The organism is Acinetobacter sp. LipI_23 (assembly GCF_058243045.1).
This window is the reverse complement of sequence record NZ_JBZAYJ010000001.1, coordinates 1,205,119-1,224,146: the sequence shown is the minus strand read 5'-3', so window position 1 is coordinate 1,224,146 and position 19,028 is coordinate 1,205,119. Positions and strand designations below refer to the sequence as shown.

Below are 19,028 nucleotides of genomic sequence, written 5' to 3'. Positions count from 1 at the left end.
AAGACTTGCAAGGGTAAAATCGCAGCAAATAGTCGAGTTTAATTGTTCTTTTGTCTCGTTCTCGACTAAAATATAGCGCAATGTTGATTTTGTTACGTATTCAAGTTTTAGTGGAGTCCTCCCCCTTATGTCATATCTCAATCTGTCCCAATTTTTAGAACAACAAACGGGAAATCTTACGCCTGAATTGGCACAAGTAATTAGCACCATTGCTGCTACTTGCCAAACCATCGATCAAGCTTTACAAAAAGGTGCTTTAGCTGGTGTCTTAGGTAGCGCGCAGCATGAAAACGTGCAAGGTGAAGAACAGAAAAAACTGGATGTGATTTCAAATGATTATTTGATTGATGCTCTAAAAGTCCACCCACAAGTTGGTGGCTTAGCGTCTGAAGAATTGGATGAATTCACGCCAGCTCAAGAAAATGGCAAATATTTAGTTTTATTTGACCCACTTGATGGTTCAAGCAACATCGACATCAATATGTGTGTGGGTACTATTTTCTCAATCTTGCCTGCAAAAAATGCAGTGACACAAGCTGAAGACTTTATGCAAGCAGGCAACCAGCAAGTTGCTGCGGGTTATGTACTTTATGGCCCATCAACCATGTTGGCACTAACAGTCGGCGCAGGTACGGTGTTCTTTACCTTTGACCCAGAAACTCAACAATTCTTGCTCACCTCTGAAAATATTCAAGTGGCAGCAGATACCAAAGAATATGCCATTAACTCATCAAACCAACGCCACTGGGAAAACCCAGTAAAACGTTATATTGAAGAACTTCTCGCAGGTAAAACAGGCCCACGTGAGAAAGACTTCAATATGCGTTGGGTGGCTTGTATGGTGGGCGACATTCACCGTATTCTTTGCCGTAGCGGGATTTTCATGTATCCATACGACCTCAAAGATCCGAAGAAAGCAGGTCGCCTGCGTTTAATGTATGAAGCAAACCCTATGAGTATGCTAATTGAACAAGCTGGCGGTGCATCAACAACGGGTCGCGTTCGTATTTTAGACATCGAACCAACTGACCTACACCAACGTGTCCCTGTGATTATTGGCTCTAAAAACGAAGTCGATTTAGTGACCGGCTACCACAACTAATTTTTTTAAATGCGCATAGCCATCTGAAGCGTTATGCGCATGAGTCTCTCCCATGTCAATCGTTTTTCTTGAATCAAAAGACAACCCAAAGATTAAACATCTGCGCGGTTTAATAGAGCAAAGTAGCTACCGTAAAAAGCAAGGTCAAACTGTGCTTGAAGGGACACACTTAGGCTTAGCTTGGGTTGAAAAAAAGAAGAAACTCAATTCTATTTTCACCACTGAAAATGCACTCGAACACCCTGATATTTGCGATATTCTAGATGAATATGAGGGTGCTGTTTTTGTCATTGCTGAAAGCCTATATCGTGACTTAAGCACATTAGGAACCACTTTGCCCTTCTTGGCAGTTGTAGACTTACCAAGTTCAAGCCAAAGTGTAGACTTTAGCTTGGATACCTTGATTTTGGAAAACATTCAAGATCCAGGCAATGTAGGTACACTGCTCCGTTCTGCTGCTGCAGCAGGTATTAAGCAAGTTATTTGTACCAAAGGTTCTGCTGCGCTCTGGTCACCACGTGTATTACGCGCAGGCATGGGTGCACACTTCTCACTCAACACCTATGAAAACGTTGCCATCGAAGATGTACTCGAACGTTTTGAAATTCCAGTGTATGTGACCAGCTCACATCAGGCTGAAAGTTTATATCAAAAAGATTTAACACAAGCTTGTGTCTGGATCTTAGGCAATGAAGGCCAAGGAGTTTCTGACTTTGCTTTGGCACATGCTCAAGCACTGAGCATCCCACAGCCCGGTGGCCAAGAATCTCTCAATGTCGCTATTGCGGGTTCAATCTGCTTTTTTGAAATGGTACGTCAACGACTTTAAAATCGTTAAGTTATATTAACTAAAGTCGGCTCAGCAGAAAAAATAGATTACACTAGAAAAAATAATTACTTGTGTTGTCAACCAAACCATTATTTCCAACGTTATAGGCACATGATTGAGGAAATAATGGTGGGTATCCGATGACAGGATTTTCCATCTCTATGGATTTAGCACCCAAACAGTCTAAAACGCAAGATTCTAGTACTCTTAAGAGTACCGCCGAGTCTCGCCTAAAAAACTTCATGCAAGAAGTGACTGGTCGTGCGTTAGTAATGATGGAAAGTGCCACCCAAAACCAGCAGGGTATCGCCATGGATTTGGTGCAAGAAGCCTTTATTTCATTACATAAATCTTATTCCGATCGATCTACGGAAGAATGGTATCCCCTGTTCTATACCATTTTAACCAATAAATTACAGGATTGGCGTCGTAAAGAAGCACGTCGAGCACAACCGTTTTCTTTCTTCAAAAAAGTCAGTCTTGATGATGACGATTTTGAAGTCAATGAGGTGGTCGATGAAAGAGCCCTGAATCCTTCAGACTTTTTAAGTCAAGCTGTCACTGCGGATGAAATTCAAGAAGCCATTGCTGGTCTTCCTGTTCGTCAGCAGCAAGCATTTATGTTACGTGCATGGGAAGGTTTTGATACTGCAACCACCGCACAAATCATGAATTGCTCAGAAGGCAGCGTTAAAACTCATTACCACCGTGCGATTCAAGGCTTACGCAATGCTCTCGCACATTTGAATCCACATCTAGGAGGATCATCCGAATGAAAGATGATTTCTTAAAGCAAGTAACCTCCAAACTTGATGGGCTCGCGCAACACCACAAAAACAAACCCGTGGTGATGCAACATGTTCTTGATGACATTCAAGATCAAAAGTCCTCACGTTATGGCCTTTGGAAAATGTCTGGTTTTGCTTTAGCTGCGGCTATTGCTGGCTTTGTCGTACTTCCGAACTCTGTAACCCTTGATGAAAAACCACATAACCAAGTGGTTTCGACTCCTAAACTTTCACCTCAAATGGTTGAAGATTTAGAAATGTTATTGGTTTTAGGTGAGGACACTGTTCCACATGGCAGCTAAACGTGTCGCTTTCGCACTTTGCACGCTAGGTTTTTTACAAACCAGTTTTGCAGGTTTTGATCGTTTTTGGATTTTTTCCAAAGATGCAGATACCCAAGTGTCTGAAACATGGGAATCGTTGTCTGAAGAAGAACAGCGTGCGTTGATTGGGCGTTACCAATCTCTTAAAGAACTGCCCGATGCGCAAAGTGCAGCCCTGCAACAACGTATGGACTGGTTTACTCAGTTACCTGAGCAAGAAAAGCAAAAAATGCGTGACACTTGGCAACAGATGAGCACCCAAGAACGACGTGATTTACGTGTACGCATGCAAAAAGCAGATGCAGATGAACGTGTGAATATTCGAAATGAATATATTAATAAATACATCCATAGCAACACTGCTACACATTAAGATGCTTAGCCGAATATAAATACTATAGAAACGCTCATAAAAAATGCCTCATGTGAGGCATTTTTTATACTTACATTTATATTTTTCGTCGTTGTCTAAACCACGCTAATGACAACAATCCAAGCACCCCAAGACCACCCATTGAGCCACCACCACCGCCACTCGCCTCCGTATTGGTATTTTTAGCGGTGTTCGTAAAATACATCATCGCAGATTTAGACTCTTCAGCCTCTGCATCATAGATCACATATTCAATTTCATAAGGGAATGGACTGAAATTATTGCGGACTTCAACTTCAATATTGCCACCATAACATACATATTTTTCATATTCCCCCGGACAAGAACCTGTACGTTCTGGCTTAATATTAATGCCTGCATCCTGACGTACAATACGAATAGCTAGATCCTTTCCATTCGCATCACGGTGAAATGCTGGACGCTGATGTTCTGCCGCGACTGTACTAATCGGTCCATCACCATCATCACTATCATTTGCAAGTGGATTTACATTGAGTTTTAAAGTGCCACCATAATTCAGGGTGTATTCATCCGTTTTGGCAATCGGTTGTATATTGCTAAACTCCGCTTTTAAAATCCCCGAGGAGCTTGCCTGCGTAGCCTTACTCTTCACACTATATTGGCAATAGACATATTCCGTGCTGGTTGTAGGCTTACCATCGGTGCGATAAATCATGATTTGTTTTAAATCATCCTTCCACTCACAGCGTAAAGTTGGGTCCGCTCTAAGTTTTGAGGTATCCAGCACACCGTCTTTGGCGCTGAGTATACCCACACCTAATACCTGAGTTTCTGTAATGGTGTAATTCTCAGTGTTCATTTCTTTTAAAGCCGACATTCCATCAGCAGTGTTGACCACAGCCTCATCTTGCAAAACAAACTGGAAGGGATCGACATAAATCGCTCGGTACTTTTGATGTAGTTTGGTTGCCGCTAAAAGCTCTTTATAACGCTTTAACTCTTCATTAAACTCGATCAAAAAGTCTGGATTGGTGTTTTTATTGGCGATTAATTCTTCCAATTCCTTAATATTATTCTCATACGCCTGAAGACGTTCTGCCTGCGAGCTATTTTTCAAATCAGCAATATCAGCTGCTGCTAAACGACGCAACTCAACCGATCCGATATCACAGCTGTTAGCTTCCGCAGGTGCTAACATCAATGTTCCGTCGACAATACGGTCTAGACCACGCTGGTCACTATCATTACAGCTCAATTTACTGTTGGTATCGAGTAAATCAACTCCTCCACTATTCACTTTCGGGAAATACATTGGGCGGAATAAATTATATTTTGATGGCGAAGTTAAGGAACTGAGTAGACTTCCTATAGCCACATTTTTCACATCAACATTAGTATCTGTCGTACCATCGAGTATTCGTGCACTTGCTGCCAGTTCACACTGACTGGTCACCGTATCAAACGCATTGTAACCTGCTGTCACACCTGCATCATATTTGTCGGATAGTATCTGAGAACCGACATAGCGGCATGATGTGTTTCCATTATATGCAAGTACATTGTAATACAACGACTTCGTACCGAAATCGTCATAATCCAAAACGCTCGCTGCACTGTTTTCTACAATAGTGTTATTTGACAATAAGAAATTACTTTCAAGACTCAGATTATGATCTCGAGTATTGACGGCATAAATAATGCTTCCATTTGTCGAATTTACTGTATTTTTTGCAATGGTATTATTCGCCATAGCAACTTTTGGGTTACCACAAAAATCGAATGTATTTAGATTCGATATCTGACCATTTGAAATAATACTATTCGCTCTAAACTCTATATTGGTTTTTACATCCAAGAGCCCTGCATAGCATTGCATTGCAAGAACACTACCCACAGTCGCTTGGTTGCCTTGTAATACACTATTATTTACAGTCACCTGATGCTCACCAAGACCAACGAGATAGAGTGCTCCACCTTTTTTATCAGACTTTGAGTTTAGAATTTGTGCATTATTTAAGGTTAATGCTCCACCGACCAATAAAGCACCGCCTTCATCTGCCGAATAACCATTTTCTAAAATCACATTCTCTAGCGTCAAACTGGTCTTGGTAATGGTATTAAATAAACGTGACTTTCCACCCGCATCAATCCGTGAAGTCAACTCACCTAGGGCAGGATACTTAAAAGTGATGGGATTTTTTTCACGATCTAAATATGGGCTTTTCCCAAAAACAACCACTTTAGACTCGGGAATAATTTCCTTATTCAGTTTATACGTCCCAGCTTCTAACTGAATATAATCGGTTTGACCTGAACCGGTATTCCCAGTACTACAGCCACCATAAGCCTTGTTTAAGCTGGCTGTTTTGATTGCCTCACGGAGTGAACATTGATTCATGTTTACATTATCTTCATCTTCAAATGTGTTGACATAAATTGTTCTATCTTCTGCAGCCATTAATGTCATAGCAGCTACCACCATGACACTCAATAGTCCTTTTTTAAAGTGTTTCATGTTTGCCCTTTTCTTTTATTTTCGACGCAGCAAAATTAAAGCAAATAATCCCAGTAAGCTCAGAATACCCGTGCTGCCCCCAGAAGTTTTAATTTTGTCACTTTCCATATGATTTTGCGGTTCCTGTACAATTTGTACATTCACTTCAATGAACGGAATATGTTCATCAAAACGTGTCGTGGTTGTGACCAACTGTAACCTGAATATATCAGCACCATGCCATGCTCCATTTGGCGTGTAAGTAATATTTCCTAGTTCATCAATCACCACTTTGCCTTTGGATACCGTTTGTGTCTGCTGCACCCGCATACAACCCTGCTGCCATTCTTCACCATTTGGTGCTTTAGCCGATTTGAACAAGCTTGCACATTCGGTTTTGGACAGTAGATCACTATCACCAAGCAGATCTGCAACTGAAAGTTTAGCTACTTGCCCCGCTATCAGATCTTCACCAATTAAGCTAATGGTCGTTGGGACTTCAATCTCGATTGCGCCACGGTCACAAAAGGTATTGTTCGTATTTCGATTCACACCACGCTGATCTGAATTTTCACAGCCAATTAAAGAATCCGTTGTGTTTACAACCACTTTACCCTTGTTCACAATTGGAGAATCTAACCAATGCGTCTGACTCATTAAAATGCGTGGACGGATATAGCCTAAAAATTTTTGGTTGGGAACAATATAAGGACACAATAAACTGTCAGCATCTGCAGACATGGTTTTACACTCACCCACCACATCACTGCCTGCAATCAAAGCACCAGACCAAAACTCATTCGAATAATAACTCGCACCACTGCCACAGTCACTTTGTGTGACTAAGTTGTTCTGAAGAACTGCTTTACTTAAATCCCCAGCACAGTTTTGTGTGATGGTATTTTCAGCATTCCCTAAAACGATACTATTGGCCAGATAAGCCAAGTTTGTAGATGGATTGAAATAAATCCCTTTACTGTTTCCCACCACCGTTAAGTTATTCAAAGCCATGCCATCTCGAACATTCACGACATAACCTGTATTTTTCACAAAGGTACTACTGACCAGACGTGATGCTAAACTGGATAAGGTTGTATCTTCTTTAACAGCTGCATTATTGACAGAGTAAATATTGGCACTGCTTGCATCTGTTGTTTTATTTTCTTTGAAAACTGAATTATAAATCCGAAAAGAAGGCGCGTCCCCATACAAAATAGCACCTTGTGCCGCTTGGTTTTGCTCAACCAGAGTAGAGCGAATTTCAACTAGACTACGACTGGTACCATCTTCGAGCAAGGTTGCGACATTGTAAATCGCCCCCCCTTGCCCTGCAAAACCACCTGTTAATTTGACGTATTCAAGACCTAAATATTCATTGTTATAAATTAAACCACCTTGATTCACACCGCAGTCTTTCGCACAGCCCTGTAGAGTAACCTCTTTTACTAACACACGAATTAAAGCATTCTCAGCATTATCAACCCTTAATAAGTTGTCAGAACCATTCATTTTTAAGATGGCATTACTTAAACCTTGAACAGTTTCTTCCCCCGCAGAACTGTCATAACTTGTTCTGAGTGTTAAATCTTTTTTGATCGCAAGATGGGTATTTAGCAAATAGGTTTTATTTTTCTCAAGCATGACGGTGGAAATCGCATCTTTGCCCCCGCAGCCATAATAACCCGCCTCAGGCATACCTTGATTAATATAGTCGATAGCTTCGCGAAGTGAACATTCCGTGTCATTTTTGACAATATCGTCAGTGATGGTCACCTTAATATTGTCCGAATAGGCATGACTCGCCACCAATAGCGTAGCTACACCTATGCTCTTCTTGAGCATAACGATCTCCTTGCTTTTATTTTATCTTTTCTTTTTATTCTTAGATTGCAAAATCCCTGCAATATCTAACAATTTTTCGTACTCTGTCACAGCTCGGACAATTTCTCAAGTAATATTATGATTTACCGATATTCGTCAATTAGCGCATAAATTTGTCTGAGGTTCGCATTACTCAGTTTGGTTTTCTCACCTTTTAGCAGTTGAATTAGTTGTTCTAAACTTTGCAATAATACCGAGGTTTGATGTGGCCCATGTGCGAGTAAATAATCAATAATCTGTTGATCGATATGAATCCCACGGCGCGATAAAACCGACATCACCAATGTAGAACGATCGGCATACAAACTTCCATTTGGTACTTTCACACTTACAGCCTGCGTCAGGCGAGATTGTAAATCGGGTAGTTCAAGTTTTAATTCAATCGGCGCAACACGAGAAGAGAACACCAACTGCCCGCCTTCTTCATTGTTGTAGTTGATCAGGTGAAAAACCGCTTTCTGCCAATGCGGCACACCGCTGATGGCTTCAATGTCATCTAAAGCGACAAGGTCAAAACGCTCTAAAGAAGTAATTGCTTCTGTTGGTGCATCCAGCAACTCAAGTAATGAAACCTGAATCGCTGATTTCCCCACATCTAAATAAGAATCACAAATTGCTGAAAGCAAATGACTTTTCCCAGAACCCGCACCACCATACACATAAAAACGATTCATTAAACCTGCATGTAACTGACGAATCGCATCGATAACAGGCCCCCATCCCGGCCCAGAAAAATCACTGATTCGAGCATCGAGTTGGGGTTCAATATCTAGTTGCAATTGACGCATGCTGGTTTGTGTATCCTAAAGTTCTTTATGGTCTATCTGATCAATCTTACTTGAATTTTCAGATGCTTGCTGAGCTTTTACCGCTTGATTTTTTAGTTCAATATCGACATCGACCTGATCAGTTTCAATCGTAATTGAACTCGCGGATGAATCTTGCACAACAAAAGTAGGGGTACTATACATTGGACTATTTTCATAAAACTCACGTGCATGCCTTAATAAGACCACAATCACGGCAGCCACAGGCAACGCAATCAACATGCCTAAAATACCGCCCAATTGTGCACCAGCCAGTACCGCAAATACTACAGCAACTGGAGACAAGCCAATTTTATCGCCCAACAAGAACGGTTGTAGGATATAGCCTTCCACTGCCTGACCAATCATAAAGACCACGCCAACCAAGAGTAATTGCATCCAATCAATACCAAACTGGAACAAACTTGCAATCACTGCGGCAATAATCCCGACAGCAAAACCTAAGTACGGAATGATACTGCATAATCCAGCCACCATCCCAATAATCAAACCTACTTCAAGTCCAATCAACTGTAAGCCCATTGCATAGACCACGCCCAAGAGCACCATGACCAAGAACTGACCTTTGACAAATGCACCGAGTACACTATGACATTCTTTAACAATGACTAAAGTCTGTTCTTCATGTCGCCGTGGAATAAGACGACGAAAACTGTCCAGCATGCGATCCCAATCCAATAAGAAATAGAATGCAATAATCGGGATCAGCACAACCGTTCCACCAATCTGAATAAAGTTCAGTCCAGATTGAGCCAATTTGGCAATCATGGCCTGAATACTGTCAGCACTATAATTGGTCTGTACATATTCCATAATCGCAGCTGAAATCTGGTCAACATCCAATTCCATTGGGACCAAATTAAAACTGTCAGATAACCAAGGCAGGAATTTATAATTCGCCCAATGTATACCTGAAGGAATGCTGTTCTTCGCATACATCAGCTGTTCCCACACCAGTGGAACCAAATACCAAAATGCCAACGTAATGACAACGCCAATACCGATAAAAACAGCACTAATAGATAACCAACGTGGTAAGCCAATTTTATGCAGTTTATCGACCAGTGGGCTAAATAGATAAGCGACTAAAAATGCACCAACAAAAGGTAAAACAACAGGCTTAAGTAGATACAACACCCAGAGTATGAGCGCGATTCCTGCCAAAATAAAAATACGTTTAAGTGTACGATCTTGCATGCAATCTCGCCTTTTTCAGATTTAATCGTTATTGAGAAAAATATTTTAGTAAAGATAACATTTTAGCGCAGAAATAACATATGTGTTTCGTATATTCAGGTATAATCGCCCCGCGAATGCGGAGACTTCATTATGAGCAACTCAACTTCTACCCCAAACACTGGTTTAAGCTACAAAGATGCAGGTGTCGACATTGAAGCGGGCGACGCGTTAGTCGATCGTATCAAATCTGTCGCGAAGCGTACTACTCGTCCTGAAGTAATGGGCGGATTAGGTGGCTTCGGTGCACTTTGTAAAATCCCTAAAGGTTATGAAGAACCTGTTCTCGTATCTGGCACAGACGGTGTTGGTACAAAATTACGTTTAGCATTGAATTTGAACCGTCATGACACGATTGGTCAAGACTTGGTTGCAATGTGTGTAAACGATCTTCTTGTATGTGGCGCTGAGCCATTATTCTTCCTTGACTACTATGCAACTGGCCATCTTAATGTAGATGTAGCTGCAAACGTAGTTACGGGTATCGGTACAGGCTGTGAACTTGCTGGTTGCGCACTGGTTGGTGGTGAAACTGCCGAAATGCCTGGCATGTATGAAGGCGAAGATTACGACTTGGCAGGTTTCTGTGTAGGCGTAGTTGAGCAAAGCAAAATTATTGACGGCTCTAAAGTCAAAGCGGGCGACGTTTTAATTGGTGTTGCATCAAGTGGTGCTCACTCAAACGGTTACTCTCTACTTCGTAAAATTTTAGACGTGAAAAACGTTGACTTGACGCAAATCGTTGATGGTCGTCCACTTGCTGATGTTGCAATGGAACCAACACGTATTTACGTGAAGCCTATTCTTCAACTTTTAAAAGAAGTTGATGTACACGCAATGGCGCACATTACTGGTGGTGGTTTACCAGGTAACTTACCACGCGTATTGCCGAATGGTGCTCAAGCTGTTGTGAATGAAGCATCTTGGGAATGGCCAGAATTGTTTAAACTTCTTCAACGTGAAGGTGGTGTTGAACAGTTTGAAATGTATCGCACATTCAACTGTGGCGTAGGCATGGTCTTAGTTGTTGATGCTGCTGATGCTGACCAAACAGTTGAACGACTCAATAGCCTTGGTGAAAAAGCTTTCACTATGGGACATATCGCCGACAATGCTGAGTCAGTTGAAGGCGCAGACGAAAAAATCCGCGTGACATTCGCTTAAGTCATATGATTAAAATTGCTGTTCTGGTTTCAGGAAGTGGATCAAACCTTCAAGCCTTGATTGATGCCAATCTGTCAGGGCAAATTGTGGGTGTGATTTCCAACAAACCTGAAGCCTATGCGCTACAGCGTGCTGAAAATGCAGGTATTGCGACAGCGGTCATTGAACACAAACAGTATCCTCATCGTGAAGCTTTTGATGATGTCATGCATCAACAGTTACTCGATTGGGATGTGGACTTGGTGGTTCTTGCTGGCTTTATGCGTATTTTAAGTGCGAAATTTGTCAGTGCTTGGGAAGGGAAAATGATCAACATTCACCCTTCTCTTCTACCGCATTACAAAGGTATGCATACTCATCAGCGCGTCCTGAATACTGGCGATCAACTGCATGGCTGTACCGTGCACTATGTGACGGCTGAACTCGATGCAGGTCAAGCTTTAGCACAAGGTGTACTGAAAGTCAGTTCACATGATGATGTGAACAGTTTGGCTCAGCGTGTACATATGCTTGAGCATATCATCTACCCGCAAGTAGTAGAGTGGATTTGTACACAAACGATTCAGCAAACAGACCAAGGTGTTCTGTACCGCGACACCTTGATGCACGAGCCAATTCAGTTTTGCAAATTTTGAAAATAGAAAACGCCTCCAAGGAGGCGTTTTTTTATGGTTGCTAAAAAGTACGATTAAACACTTTCTTGAATCAGCGTCTTAATCAGAGTAACCGTTTCTTCTGGTCGCTCTAAAGGAAACATATGGCTTCCCTCAACGATTTGATAAGGAATGCCAAATTTCTTCTTCACTATTTGTGGAAACCCTGGACCAATAAAAGGACCTTTTTCAGCAATCAGCAAATGCATTGGCACTTGTGGTTTGCCCTGAGGTAGCCACCATAAAGAAGGATTGGTCCTGAAGATTTGAACTTCATCCATTTTTGCAATCGCAAGTTCAACACCACCACGGACACGATCTTCCGTTAAAGCATAGTCAATATAAGCTTGAAAACAGTCTGAATCAAAGTCTTTATAAAAACCTTTTGGACGTAAAAGTTCAGCTGCTTGCTCACGGCTTTCCCAATGGTCACGACGCCGTAAAGATAGCGCTGCTGGTGACATGGTATCAACCATTTTTAACTTCAACATTTTCGCAAAGTGTAATGCAAATGAGGCTTTGCCCATGATCAAAGGCGGGTCCATCATGATGACTTGTTCAAATAAATCAGGACGCTGTAACGCCGCCTGAAACGTTAGCACTGATCCTAATGAATGTCCCAAACCAATCACTTTACGACCCTGTGCCTGACGAACAATACTGTCAATCACTTGCTGAGTTAAGCTTTTCCAATGGTTATCAATCGGGTAGTTTTTATCTGGCCCTAATAAAGGGACATAGATCACATCATACTGATCTGACAGTAAATCAAATAATTTCTGATAGACCTTAGAAGGCACGCCATTGGCGTGCGCAAAATGAATTAAAGGTTTCATTGGAGTTTCGTAGTCTGTTCAGATTGCATTTGATTTGAAAGTGAAGATGCAAAACCAGCTCCCATCGATGTACCTAAACGGCCTAATACAGCATCTAGTGGGCTATGTACCACCGTATAATCCATCGCTTTATCGGTATTTAGTTCACGTTTTAAAGTATGTAAATTACCGATACGGTCCGCAATACCCAGTTTGACCGCCTGATCCCCCGTCCAGAAAAGACCTGAGAAAAGTGCAGGATCGTTCGACTTTAACTTTTTGCCACGACCTTGTTTCACAGCATTAATAAAATGCTCATGTACATTATCAAGTACACCTTGAACATGTGCACGCTGTGCAGGGTTAACGGGTTGTGTCATTGACAATAAAGCTTTGTTTTGACCAGAGGTCATGGTGCGGTCTTCAACACCTAGTTTTTGCATGAGGCCATTCACGCCATAGTTCGGCATAATCACACCGATTGAGCCCACTAAGCTCGAAGGATTCACCAAGATTTCGTCGGCAGCAGATGCGATATAGTAAGCACCTGATGCACCTGTATCACCAATCACCGCATACAATTTTTTATCGCTATGCGTTTTTTTCAAATATTGAATTTCTTGCCAGATTTCATCCGACTGAACCGGAGAACCACCCGGTGAATTAATATTGAGCACCACCGCTTGGCTTTGTTTATTTTCAAAAGCTTTCTTTAATGACTTAATCGTGTCATCACTGTTTACGCTTTGCTCATCAGCGGCAATGGTACCAACAATATCAACTACAGCTATGTGTTTAGATGCTGTTGCATCCGTACTACTGGTCGAACAGCTCTTGGTCATGGCAAATAGAATAAACAAAAGATAGGCAAAAGTTAGACATTTGAAAAAAATGCCCCAACGACGTGCACGACGTTGTTCCTCGACGGAAGCTAAAACTGCTTTCTCTAAAAGTTTCCATTCGTTTCCTGTCGGTTGTTCATGTACAGGCTGTTGTTTCGGCGTTTCATTTTCTGGTTTTGGTGGCCAATCGGACATATAACAATCCAAACTTGAATAAAATTGCCCTCATTATATACACTGATTTGTAGAAAACTGTCGAAACAGTTTATTTTAGCCTATAATATTTTATGTTTTTATCCACATGCACCATTGACTCTAAAGAATGACTAAAGTACAAGAGCAAAACTCGACTTATCGTTTACTGCGTTTTGTAAGCAAACAACCTATTAAATTTGCACGTTTTTTTGCTAAGGGTTTAGCAGGCTTAGTCAATCTTTTAAAAATCAGTAAAAACAATGATGCCCTCAGACTCAACTTAAAAATTGCACTGCCTGAGCTGAGTGATGAGCGACGTGAAATGATTGCGAAACAAGCAGTGCGTAATGAACTGACCACCTATTTTGAGTTTTTTAGTATTTGGGGTTCAAGCAACCAAAAAAATATTGAACGCGTCCAAAAAGTACATGGCGAACATTTGCTACATGAGGCGCTTGCTGCTCAGAAAGGTTTAGTCTTAATCGTACCTCATTTTGGGACTTGGGAAATTATGAATAGTTATGTCGCCCAATTTACTGAAATGACCATTATGTATAAACCGGTCAAGGATCCTGGTGCTGACTTATTTGTTCGTGAGGCGCGCAGTCGTGAAGGCGCTCACCTTGTACCAACCGATGAATCAGGGGTACGCCAAATTTTTAAGGCGCTCAAACAAGGAGGAACGACCGTAATTCTGCCTGATCACACCCCAAAACAAGGCGGTGAAATGATTCCTTATTTTGGCTTTCCTTTAGCTTCAAGCAACCTGAGCGCCAAACTGATTCAAAAAACCAAAGCCAAGGCTCTATTACTTTATGCTATTCGTAATGATGATGGCTTTGATATGTACATTGAAGAAATGAGCGAAAGTATTTATCAAGGTACAGCCAATGATGGCACCTTCGTCATTCACCAAGCCATTGAAGACCTGATTCGTCGTCATCCAGAGCATTATCATTGGACCTATAAGCGCTTTAAAGCCAATCCTGAGCTTCGAACGCTGTATAACCTCCCTTTTAATGAGGCTGTGACGCGTTTAGAGCAACTGCGTATGGAACAACAGATTCAGTCGACTGCAACCACTGTCGAGTCTGACGTTGTGTCGTCAGTTCAATAAACCCTGTAGGCTGCGCAATAAAACCGATACTGCCTTGTCCTGCTGTTGTTAAGAATGGGATGTTTAAAGCTTTCAAACGGGCTTGCGTTACTGTACTTGGATGTCCATAACGGTTATTGAAACCTGCTGAAGCAATTGCTAATTTTGGTCGATAGTGTTTTAAAAATGCATAGGCTGAACTATGCCGACTGCCATGATGCCCTAAGACCAATACATCAACTTTTAAGTCTGGATAATCCTGCAATAATTGAAACTCGGTTTGCCAGCCCGCATCCCCCATAATCAGAAAATACTGATAAGACTGTACATCCTTCACCTGTATATAGACCACACAAGATAGCTCATTTTGCTGATATGGCACTTGTGCCAATTGATTGGCTTTCGGTGACAAAATTTTGATTTCCACTTGTTCAGACCAGTGCCAGATCTGACCTTGTTGGCAATAGTTAAAATTTGACCTATTTGCCACATCCAATTGCTGATTGGAATAGATTTGATTGATCGACAACTCATTTTTTAATGTGGCATAACTTCCACTATGATCTTGATCCAAATGTGTAAGTATCAGCTGATCTAATTGGCTCATGCCTTGCTTCGATAAAAATGGCTGAATAATCTGCTTAGCAACGCTAAACTTCGATTCATCATAGGAGCCACCAACATCAATCATGGCATACTGTTGACCATGCTGCATATACACGGCTTGTCCCTGACCTACATCCAGTACGATTAACTCAAAAGGACGGTTTTGGCTACTGAACCCCAACAAAGGAATCAAACCTAGCACCAGCCATGATTTAGGGAGGCTGGGTTTGGGCATAAAAACAATGATTAAAAGCAAAATCAGTAAAATGACTTGCCAAGTATTGAGTGCAATTGGATATAACTTAATCGGTAGTAGTGCATCCAGTACATTGAGTATGCCCAATAAAAATACCAGCACCCAATCCGCCAACTGAAACAAAAGGCTGCTCAGCGGTTCGAAAAGATAAAAAGTTAATGCTGCCAAAACCTCTAGTGGTACAACCAACAAACTGATCAGTGGAATAGCGACAAGGTTACTGATTGGACTCATCCATGAGACTTGCTTGAAGAAAATAATCACCAAAGGCATCAGAGCCACAAATATTTTCCACTGCGACTCAACCAAAAGTTTTAAGCTAAAAACGAATTTTTTCTGCCAAGACTGCGGGCGAGTCAAATCCAGCCGAATAGTGGTTTGATAAATGCGTAAAAGCACAAAGCACGCACCATAGGACAACCAAAAGGCCGCTGATAGAATTGAAAAAGGATCAAACAGTAAAAGAAGTGATGCACTCAATAAGAGTAACGTCAAAGCTGAAATTTTCTGTCTGAGCCAAATCAACACACTTAAACAGAAACAACTGAGTAAAGTACGAAGTGCAGGAATTTCAAAACCAACAAAGGCACAATACAGCAATACGCAGCAACAAAATGGCAGTAACAATGCATAAGGCCGTGGGATTTTTAGAAAAATCTGTGGCCAATAACGATTCAGCACCTTCTGTAACAGCCAACACAGCATCACGGCAAAGATCAGCACATGTGGCCCAGAAATTGCTAATAAATGGCTAATGCCAAAGCGTTGAAAAAGTGCTGTCGTCTCCTTATCTAAGAAACTTTCATCCCCAGTCAGGAGCGCTAGAATTAGACCCTTATGACTTAAAGGCTGGTTATAAATAAAATAACGAATATTTAATCGCTGTTGTTCTATACCCAGTTGAATTTTATTGAGTATGCCCTGCTGTTTTCTTAAATAATTAGTATAGCCTAATGCAGAAATTTCTGATTCAGACAAGGGTTGTATGTGCTTGAGTTTAAAACCCGACATAAGATTACGTTGCAGATACCACTGCTCAACATCGAATACACCTTGCACCGAATAACTATGTGCAGGACGTATTTCCCCTGTCAGTCGGTAGTATTTCCCAAGTTCCAAGACCTCTTGCTCATCCGAGATCCTTTTTTGAAAACTCAACCATTGCACTGGTTTCACATGTCGGTTCAAGACCTGTATTTCTTGCTGAATAGTCTCAGCACCCAGTTGGTTAATTTTTTCTATATAAACAATGACTTCAGCATCTTCAACTTTTGTTTCTTTATAGGCTAGACGCTGTTGCAAAGCTGATTGTGCATAATGATATCCCGCAGTTAAAAACAACATGGAATAAATCAGTCCACCTATAAACTGCAAAATAAAGGCGTGTTTGTGCTGAAAGAGAAAAAGCTGTAAAGGCAAAAGGACGATGACCAAAATCAGCGCTGGATAAAAAAGGTGATTTAGAATGGGAACGGTCTGCCCCATCAATGCAATTCCTACAATCCAAGCAGCAGCATATAAAAGCTTCATTCTTTTATTCAGTTATTTTTTTTATTGGTGCCATAATAAAGCCCACCGAGGTGGGCTTCAATAGATAGTGGCTTTATCTCATATTTTTATCGGTACTCAGCCTAATCATTGACCCAAAGACCATCTTGCATATGCAAAATAGAATCGGCGGACTGAGCCAGTTGTTCATCATGTGTCACGATCAACATCGCCATATTGAACTCCTGACGTAAATCCATCAGCAGCTCAAAAATTTTACTTGCTGTTTTACGATCTAGGTTGCCTGTCGGTTCATCTGCCATCATCAACGCAGGCTTGGCCACCAATGCACGCGCTAATGCAACACGTTGCCGTTCCCCACCTGAAAGCTCACCTGGTTTATGGGTTAAACGATGCGTCAATCCGACACGTTCGAGTAAATATTCGGCTTGCTTTTGTACATCTTTAAAGTTAGTACTTTGACGTAACATCAGTGGCATTGCCACATTTTCCAAAGCGGTAAACTCAAGCAACAGATGATGGAACTGGTAAACAAAACCTAAGTGTTGATTACGTAAATAACCACGTTCAGCTTCATTTAAACTGTCAAAACGACTACCCTGCAAAAAAACCTGCCCAGAACTCGGACGGTCTAAACCGCCCAAGACATGCAACAAAGTACTTTTTCCCGAACCACTCGACCCCACAATCGAGACGAATTCACCTGCTTTGACTTGTAGAGAGAGGCCTTTAATCACCTCAACAGTCGACTTACCATCGGTAAAATGTTTTTCAATATTTTGTGCTTCTAAAACAATTTTACTCATAACGTAATGCCTCCGCAGGTTGGATTTTTGCAGCACGCATTGCAGGATAAATTGTTGCAAGGAAACTTAAAACTAAAGACAGTGACACAATGGTTAATACATCTTGCCATCTTAAGTACGAAGGTAGGTAATTGATAAAGTAGGCATCAAACAAATGAAGTCCCATCACATTGTTTAACCAACCTACAAAACCACTAATTCCAGAGGCAAAAACAATGCCGAGAATCGCACCCGATACCGTACCAATCACACCAATAATCGTGCCCTGAACCATAAAAATACGGGTAATGGTTGCAGGTGAAGCGCCAAGGGTACGTAATATGGCAATATCCGATTTTTTATCGGTCACTACCATTACCAAGGACGACACAATATTAAATGCAGCCACCAAGACAATCAGGAAGAGTAATAAGCTCACCATGGCTTTTTCCATTTGGATCGCACTAAACAAATTGCCGTGAGTATAGGTCCAATTCGAGGCATAAAAACCACTTGGCAGATCCATCACAATTTCATCAGCCACTTTAGGTGCTGCAAAAATATCATCCAATTTCAAGCGAATGCCTTGTGCACCATCAGGTAGACGTAACAAAGTTGATGCATCATTTAAGGCAATGTAGCCCATCATCGAATCGACCTCAGCACCAATGCTGAAAATGCCCACAATTTTGAAACGTTTAAAACGCGGCACTACACCCGCAGGTGAAGGTGTTGCCTCCGGTAAAACCAAAGTCACACTATCATTTAAACCTAAACCTAAGGCATCGGTCATTTGTTTGCCTAAAACAATACCAAACTCACCTTTTTTTAAGTTATCAATACCGCCTTCAACCATGTGGTCTTGGATAATCGAAACCTTTTTTTCATATTGAGGTTCGATCCCCGTGACCATAATTCCAGCCACTTGGCCTTGTGCCGTAAGCATCCCCTGCAATTGAGTAAACGGTGCTACGCCTGTGACGTGTTCCTTTGTCTCAATTTTTTTTGCAAGTTCAGGCCAATCTGTTAAAATTTGTGTTGAAGAAACAGTGGCTTGAGGTATCATTCCAAGTACACGTGTTTTCAACTCTCGGTCGAAACCATTCATTACAGATAAGACTGTAATAAGTACAGCCACACCCAGTGTTAGACCGATCATCGAAACCAGTGCAATAAAAGAAATAAAGTGGTTGCTACGCCGTGCGCGAGTATATCTCAACCCTATATACAGCGAGATTGGTTTAAACATACCATCTAGTCCGAGGTCATAAT

17 protein-coding genes are annotated in these 19,028 nt (G+C 41.4%); 8 read left to right on the top strand and 9 right to left on the bottom strand.

Annotated elements, in window-relative coordinates:
- Positions 1-127: 127 nt before the first annotated feature.
- The 5 genes from AC4CVD_RS05980 (at position 128) to AC4CVD_RS05960 (ending at position 3,415) form a co-directional block, all read left to right on the top strand.
- Positions 128-1,102 (top strand): class 1 fructose-bisphosphatase, encoded by a 975-nt coding sequence (locus AC4CVD_RS05980; protein WP_062034683.1) that lies wholly within the window; start codon positions 128-130, stop codon positions 1,100-1,102.
- Positions 1,103-1,154: 52 nt separating this feature from the next.
- Positions 1,155-1,931, top strand: coding sequence for a TrmH family RNA methyltransferase (locus AC4CVD_RS05975; RefSeq protein ID WP_078425975.1), 777 nt, complete (start codon positions 1,155-1,157; stop codon positions 1,929-1,931).
- 161 nt (positions 1,932-2,092) lie between these two features.
- The gene (locus AC4CVD_RS05970; RefSeq protein WP_004693886.1) at positions 2,093-2,707 is read left to right on the top strand and encodes an RNA polymerase sigma factor; all 615 of its coding nucleotides are present in this window, start codon (positions 2,093-2,095) and stop codon (positions 2,705-2,707) included.
- On the top strand, positions 2,704-3,021 hold the full coding sequence (locus AC4CVD_RS05965; RefSeq protein ID WP_004693889.1) for a hypothetical protein: 318 nt from the start codon (positions 2,704-2,706) through the stop codon (positions 3,019-3,021). The genes AC4CVD_RS05970 and AC4CVD_RS05965 overlap by 4 nt, the downstream gene beginning before the upstream one ends.
- The gene (locus AC4CVD_RS05960) at positions 3,011-3,415 is read left to right on the top strand and encodes a DUF3106 domain-containing protein (RefSeq protein ID WP_490752422.1); all 405 of its coding nucleotides are present in this window, start codon (positions 3,011-3,013) and stop codon (positions 3,413-3,415) included. Before AC4CVD_RS05965 ends, AC4CVD_RS05960 begins: the two co-directional genes overlap by 11 nt.
- A 76-nt stretch (positions 3,416-3,491) precedes the next feature.
- Here AC4CVD_RS05960 and AC4CVD_RS05955 read toward each other — a convergent pair whose 3' ends face one another.
- From AC4CVD_RS05955 to cxpE, 4 genes are all read right to left on the bottom strand, one after another.
- Positions 3,492-5,912 carry a CSLREA domain-containing protein gene (locus AC4CVD_RS05955; RefSeq protein WP_490752421.1) on the bottom strand — a complete coding sequence of 807 codons (2,421 nt, stop codon included), beginning with the start codon at positions 5,910-5,912 and terminating at the stop codon, positions 3,492-3,494.
- 15 nt (positions 5,913-5,927) lie between these two features.
- Positions 5,928-7,733 carry a rhombotarget A gene (gene rbtA / locus AC4CVD_RS05950; RefSeq protein ID WP_490752419.1) on the bottom strand — a complete coding sequence of 602 codons (1,806 nt, stop codon included), beginning with the start codon at positions 7,731-7,733 and terminating at the stop codon, positions 5,928-5,930.
- Between the two features lie 122 nt (positions 7,734-7,855).
- Entirely contained in the window at positions 7,856-8,560 is a 705-nt protein-coding gene (gene hda / locus AC4CVD_RS05945) for a DnaA regulatory inactivator Hda (protein WP_005399729.1), read from the bottom strand.
- A 15-nt stretch (positions 8,561-8,575) separates the two neighbouring features.
- Positions 8,576-9,796 carry a chloramphenicol efflux transporter CxpE gene (gene cxpE, locus AC4CVD_RS05940; RefSeq protein WP_279670325.1) on the bottom strand — a complete coding sequence of 407 codons (1,221 nt, stop codon included), beginning with the start codon at positions 9,794-9,796 and terminating at the stop codon, positions 8,576-8,578.
- Positions 9,797-9,928: 132 nt separating this feature from the next.
- Between cxpE and purM the strand changes: the two genes are divergently transcribed.
- Together purM and purN are read left to right on the top strand one after the other, a co-directional pair.
- The gene (purM, locus tag AC4CVD_RS05935; RefSeq protein WP_490752417.1) at positions 9,929-10,999 is read left to right on the top strand and encodes a phosphoribosylformylglycinamidine cyclo-ligase; all 1,071 of its coding nucleotides are present in this window, start codon (positions 9,929-9,931) and stop codon (positions 10,997-10,999) included.
- 5 nt (positions 11,000-11,004) lie between these two features.
- Entirely contained in the window at positions 11,005-11,634 is a 630-nt protein-coding gene (gene purN / locus AC4CVD_RS05930) for a phosphoribosylglycinamide formyltransferase (protein ID WP_490752415.1), read from the top strand.
- 53 nt (positions 11,635-11,687) lie between these two features.
- Here purN and AC4CVD_RS05925 read toward each other — a convergent pair whose 3' ends face one another.
- Together AC4CVD_RS05925 and sppA are read right to left on the bottom strand one after the other, a co-directional pair.
- The gene (locus tag AC4CVD_RS05925; RefSeq protein ID WP_490752413.1) at positions 11,688-12,488 is read right to left on the bottom strand and encodes an alpha/beta fold hydrolase; all 801 of its coding nucleotides are present in this window, start codon (positions 12,486-12,488) and stop codon (positions 11,688-11,690) included.
- On the bottom strand, positions 12,485-13,504 hold the full coding sequence (gene sppA, locus AC4CVD_RS05920; protein ID WP_039889714.1) for a signal peptide peptidase SppA: 1,020 nt from the start codon (positions 13,502-13,504) through the stop codon (positions 12,485-12,487). The genes AC4CVD_RS05925 and sppA overlap by 4 nt, the downstream gene beginning before the upstream one ends.
- Positions 13,505-13,631: 127 nt before the next feature.
- Here sppA and AC4CVD_RS05915 point away from each other — a divergent pair, with 127 nt between their 5' ends.
- Positions 13,632-14,621 carry a lysophospholipid acyltransferase family protein gene (locus tag AC4CVD_RS05915; protein ID WP_490752412.1) on the top strand — a complete coding sequence of 330 codons (990 nt, stop codon included), beginning with the start codon at positions 13,632-13,634 and terminating at the stop codon, positions 14,619-14,621.
- On the opposite strand, the gene AC4CVD_RS05910 is transcribed toward AC4CVD_RS05915, so the two are convergent.
- From AC4CVD_RS05910 to AC4CVD_RS05900, 3 genes are all read right to left on the bottom strand, one after another.
- A complete protein-coding gene (locus AC4CVD_RS05910) occupies positions 14,521-16,992 on the bottom strand; it encodes a DNA internalization-related competence protein ComEC/Rec2 (protein WP_490752410.1) in 2,472 nt (823 codons plus the stop codon). The genes AC4CVD_RS05915 and AC4CVD_RS05910 overlap by 101 nt on opposite strands.
- Positions 16,993-17,093: 101 nt before the next feature.
- Positions 17,094-17,777 (bottom strand): lipoprotein-releasing ABC transporter ATP-binding protein LolD, encoded by a 684-nt coding sequence (gene lolD, locus AC4CVD_RS05905; protein WP_490752409.1) that lies wholly within the window; start codon positions 17,775-17,777, stop codon positions 17,094-17,096.
- On the bottom strand, positions 17,770-19,005 hold the full coding sequence (locus tag AC4CVD_RS05900) for a lipoprotein-releasing ABC transporter permease subunit (protein ID WP_004980646.1): 1,236 nt from the start codon (positions 19,003-19,005) through the stop codon (positions 17,770-17,772). The genes lolD and AC4CVD_RS05900 overlap by 8 nt, the downstream gene beginning before the upstream one ends.
- Positions 19,006-19,028: the final 23 nt, after the last annotated feature.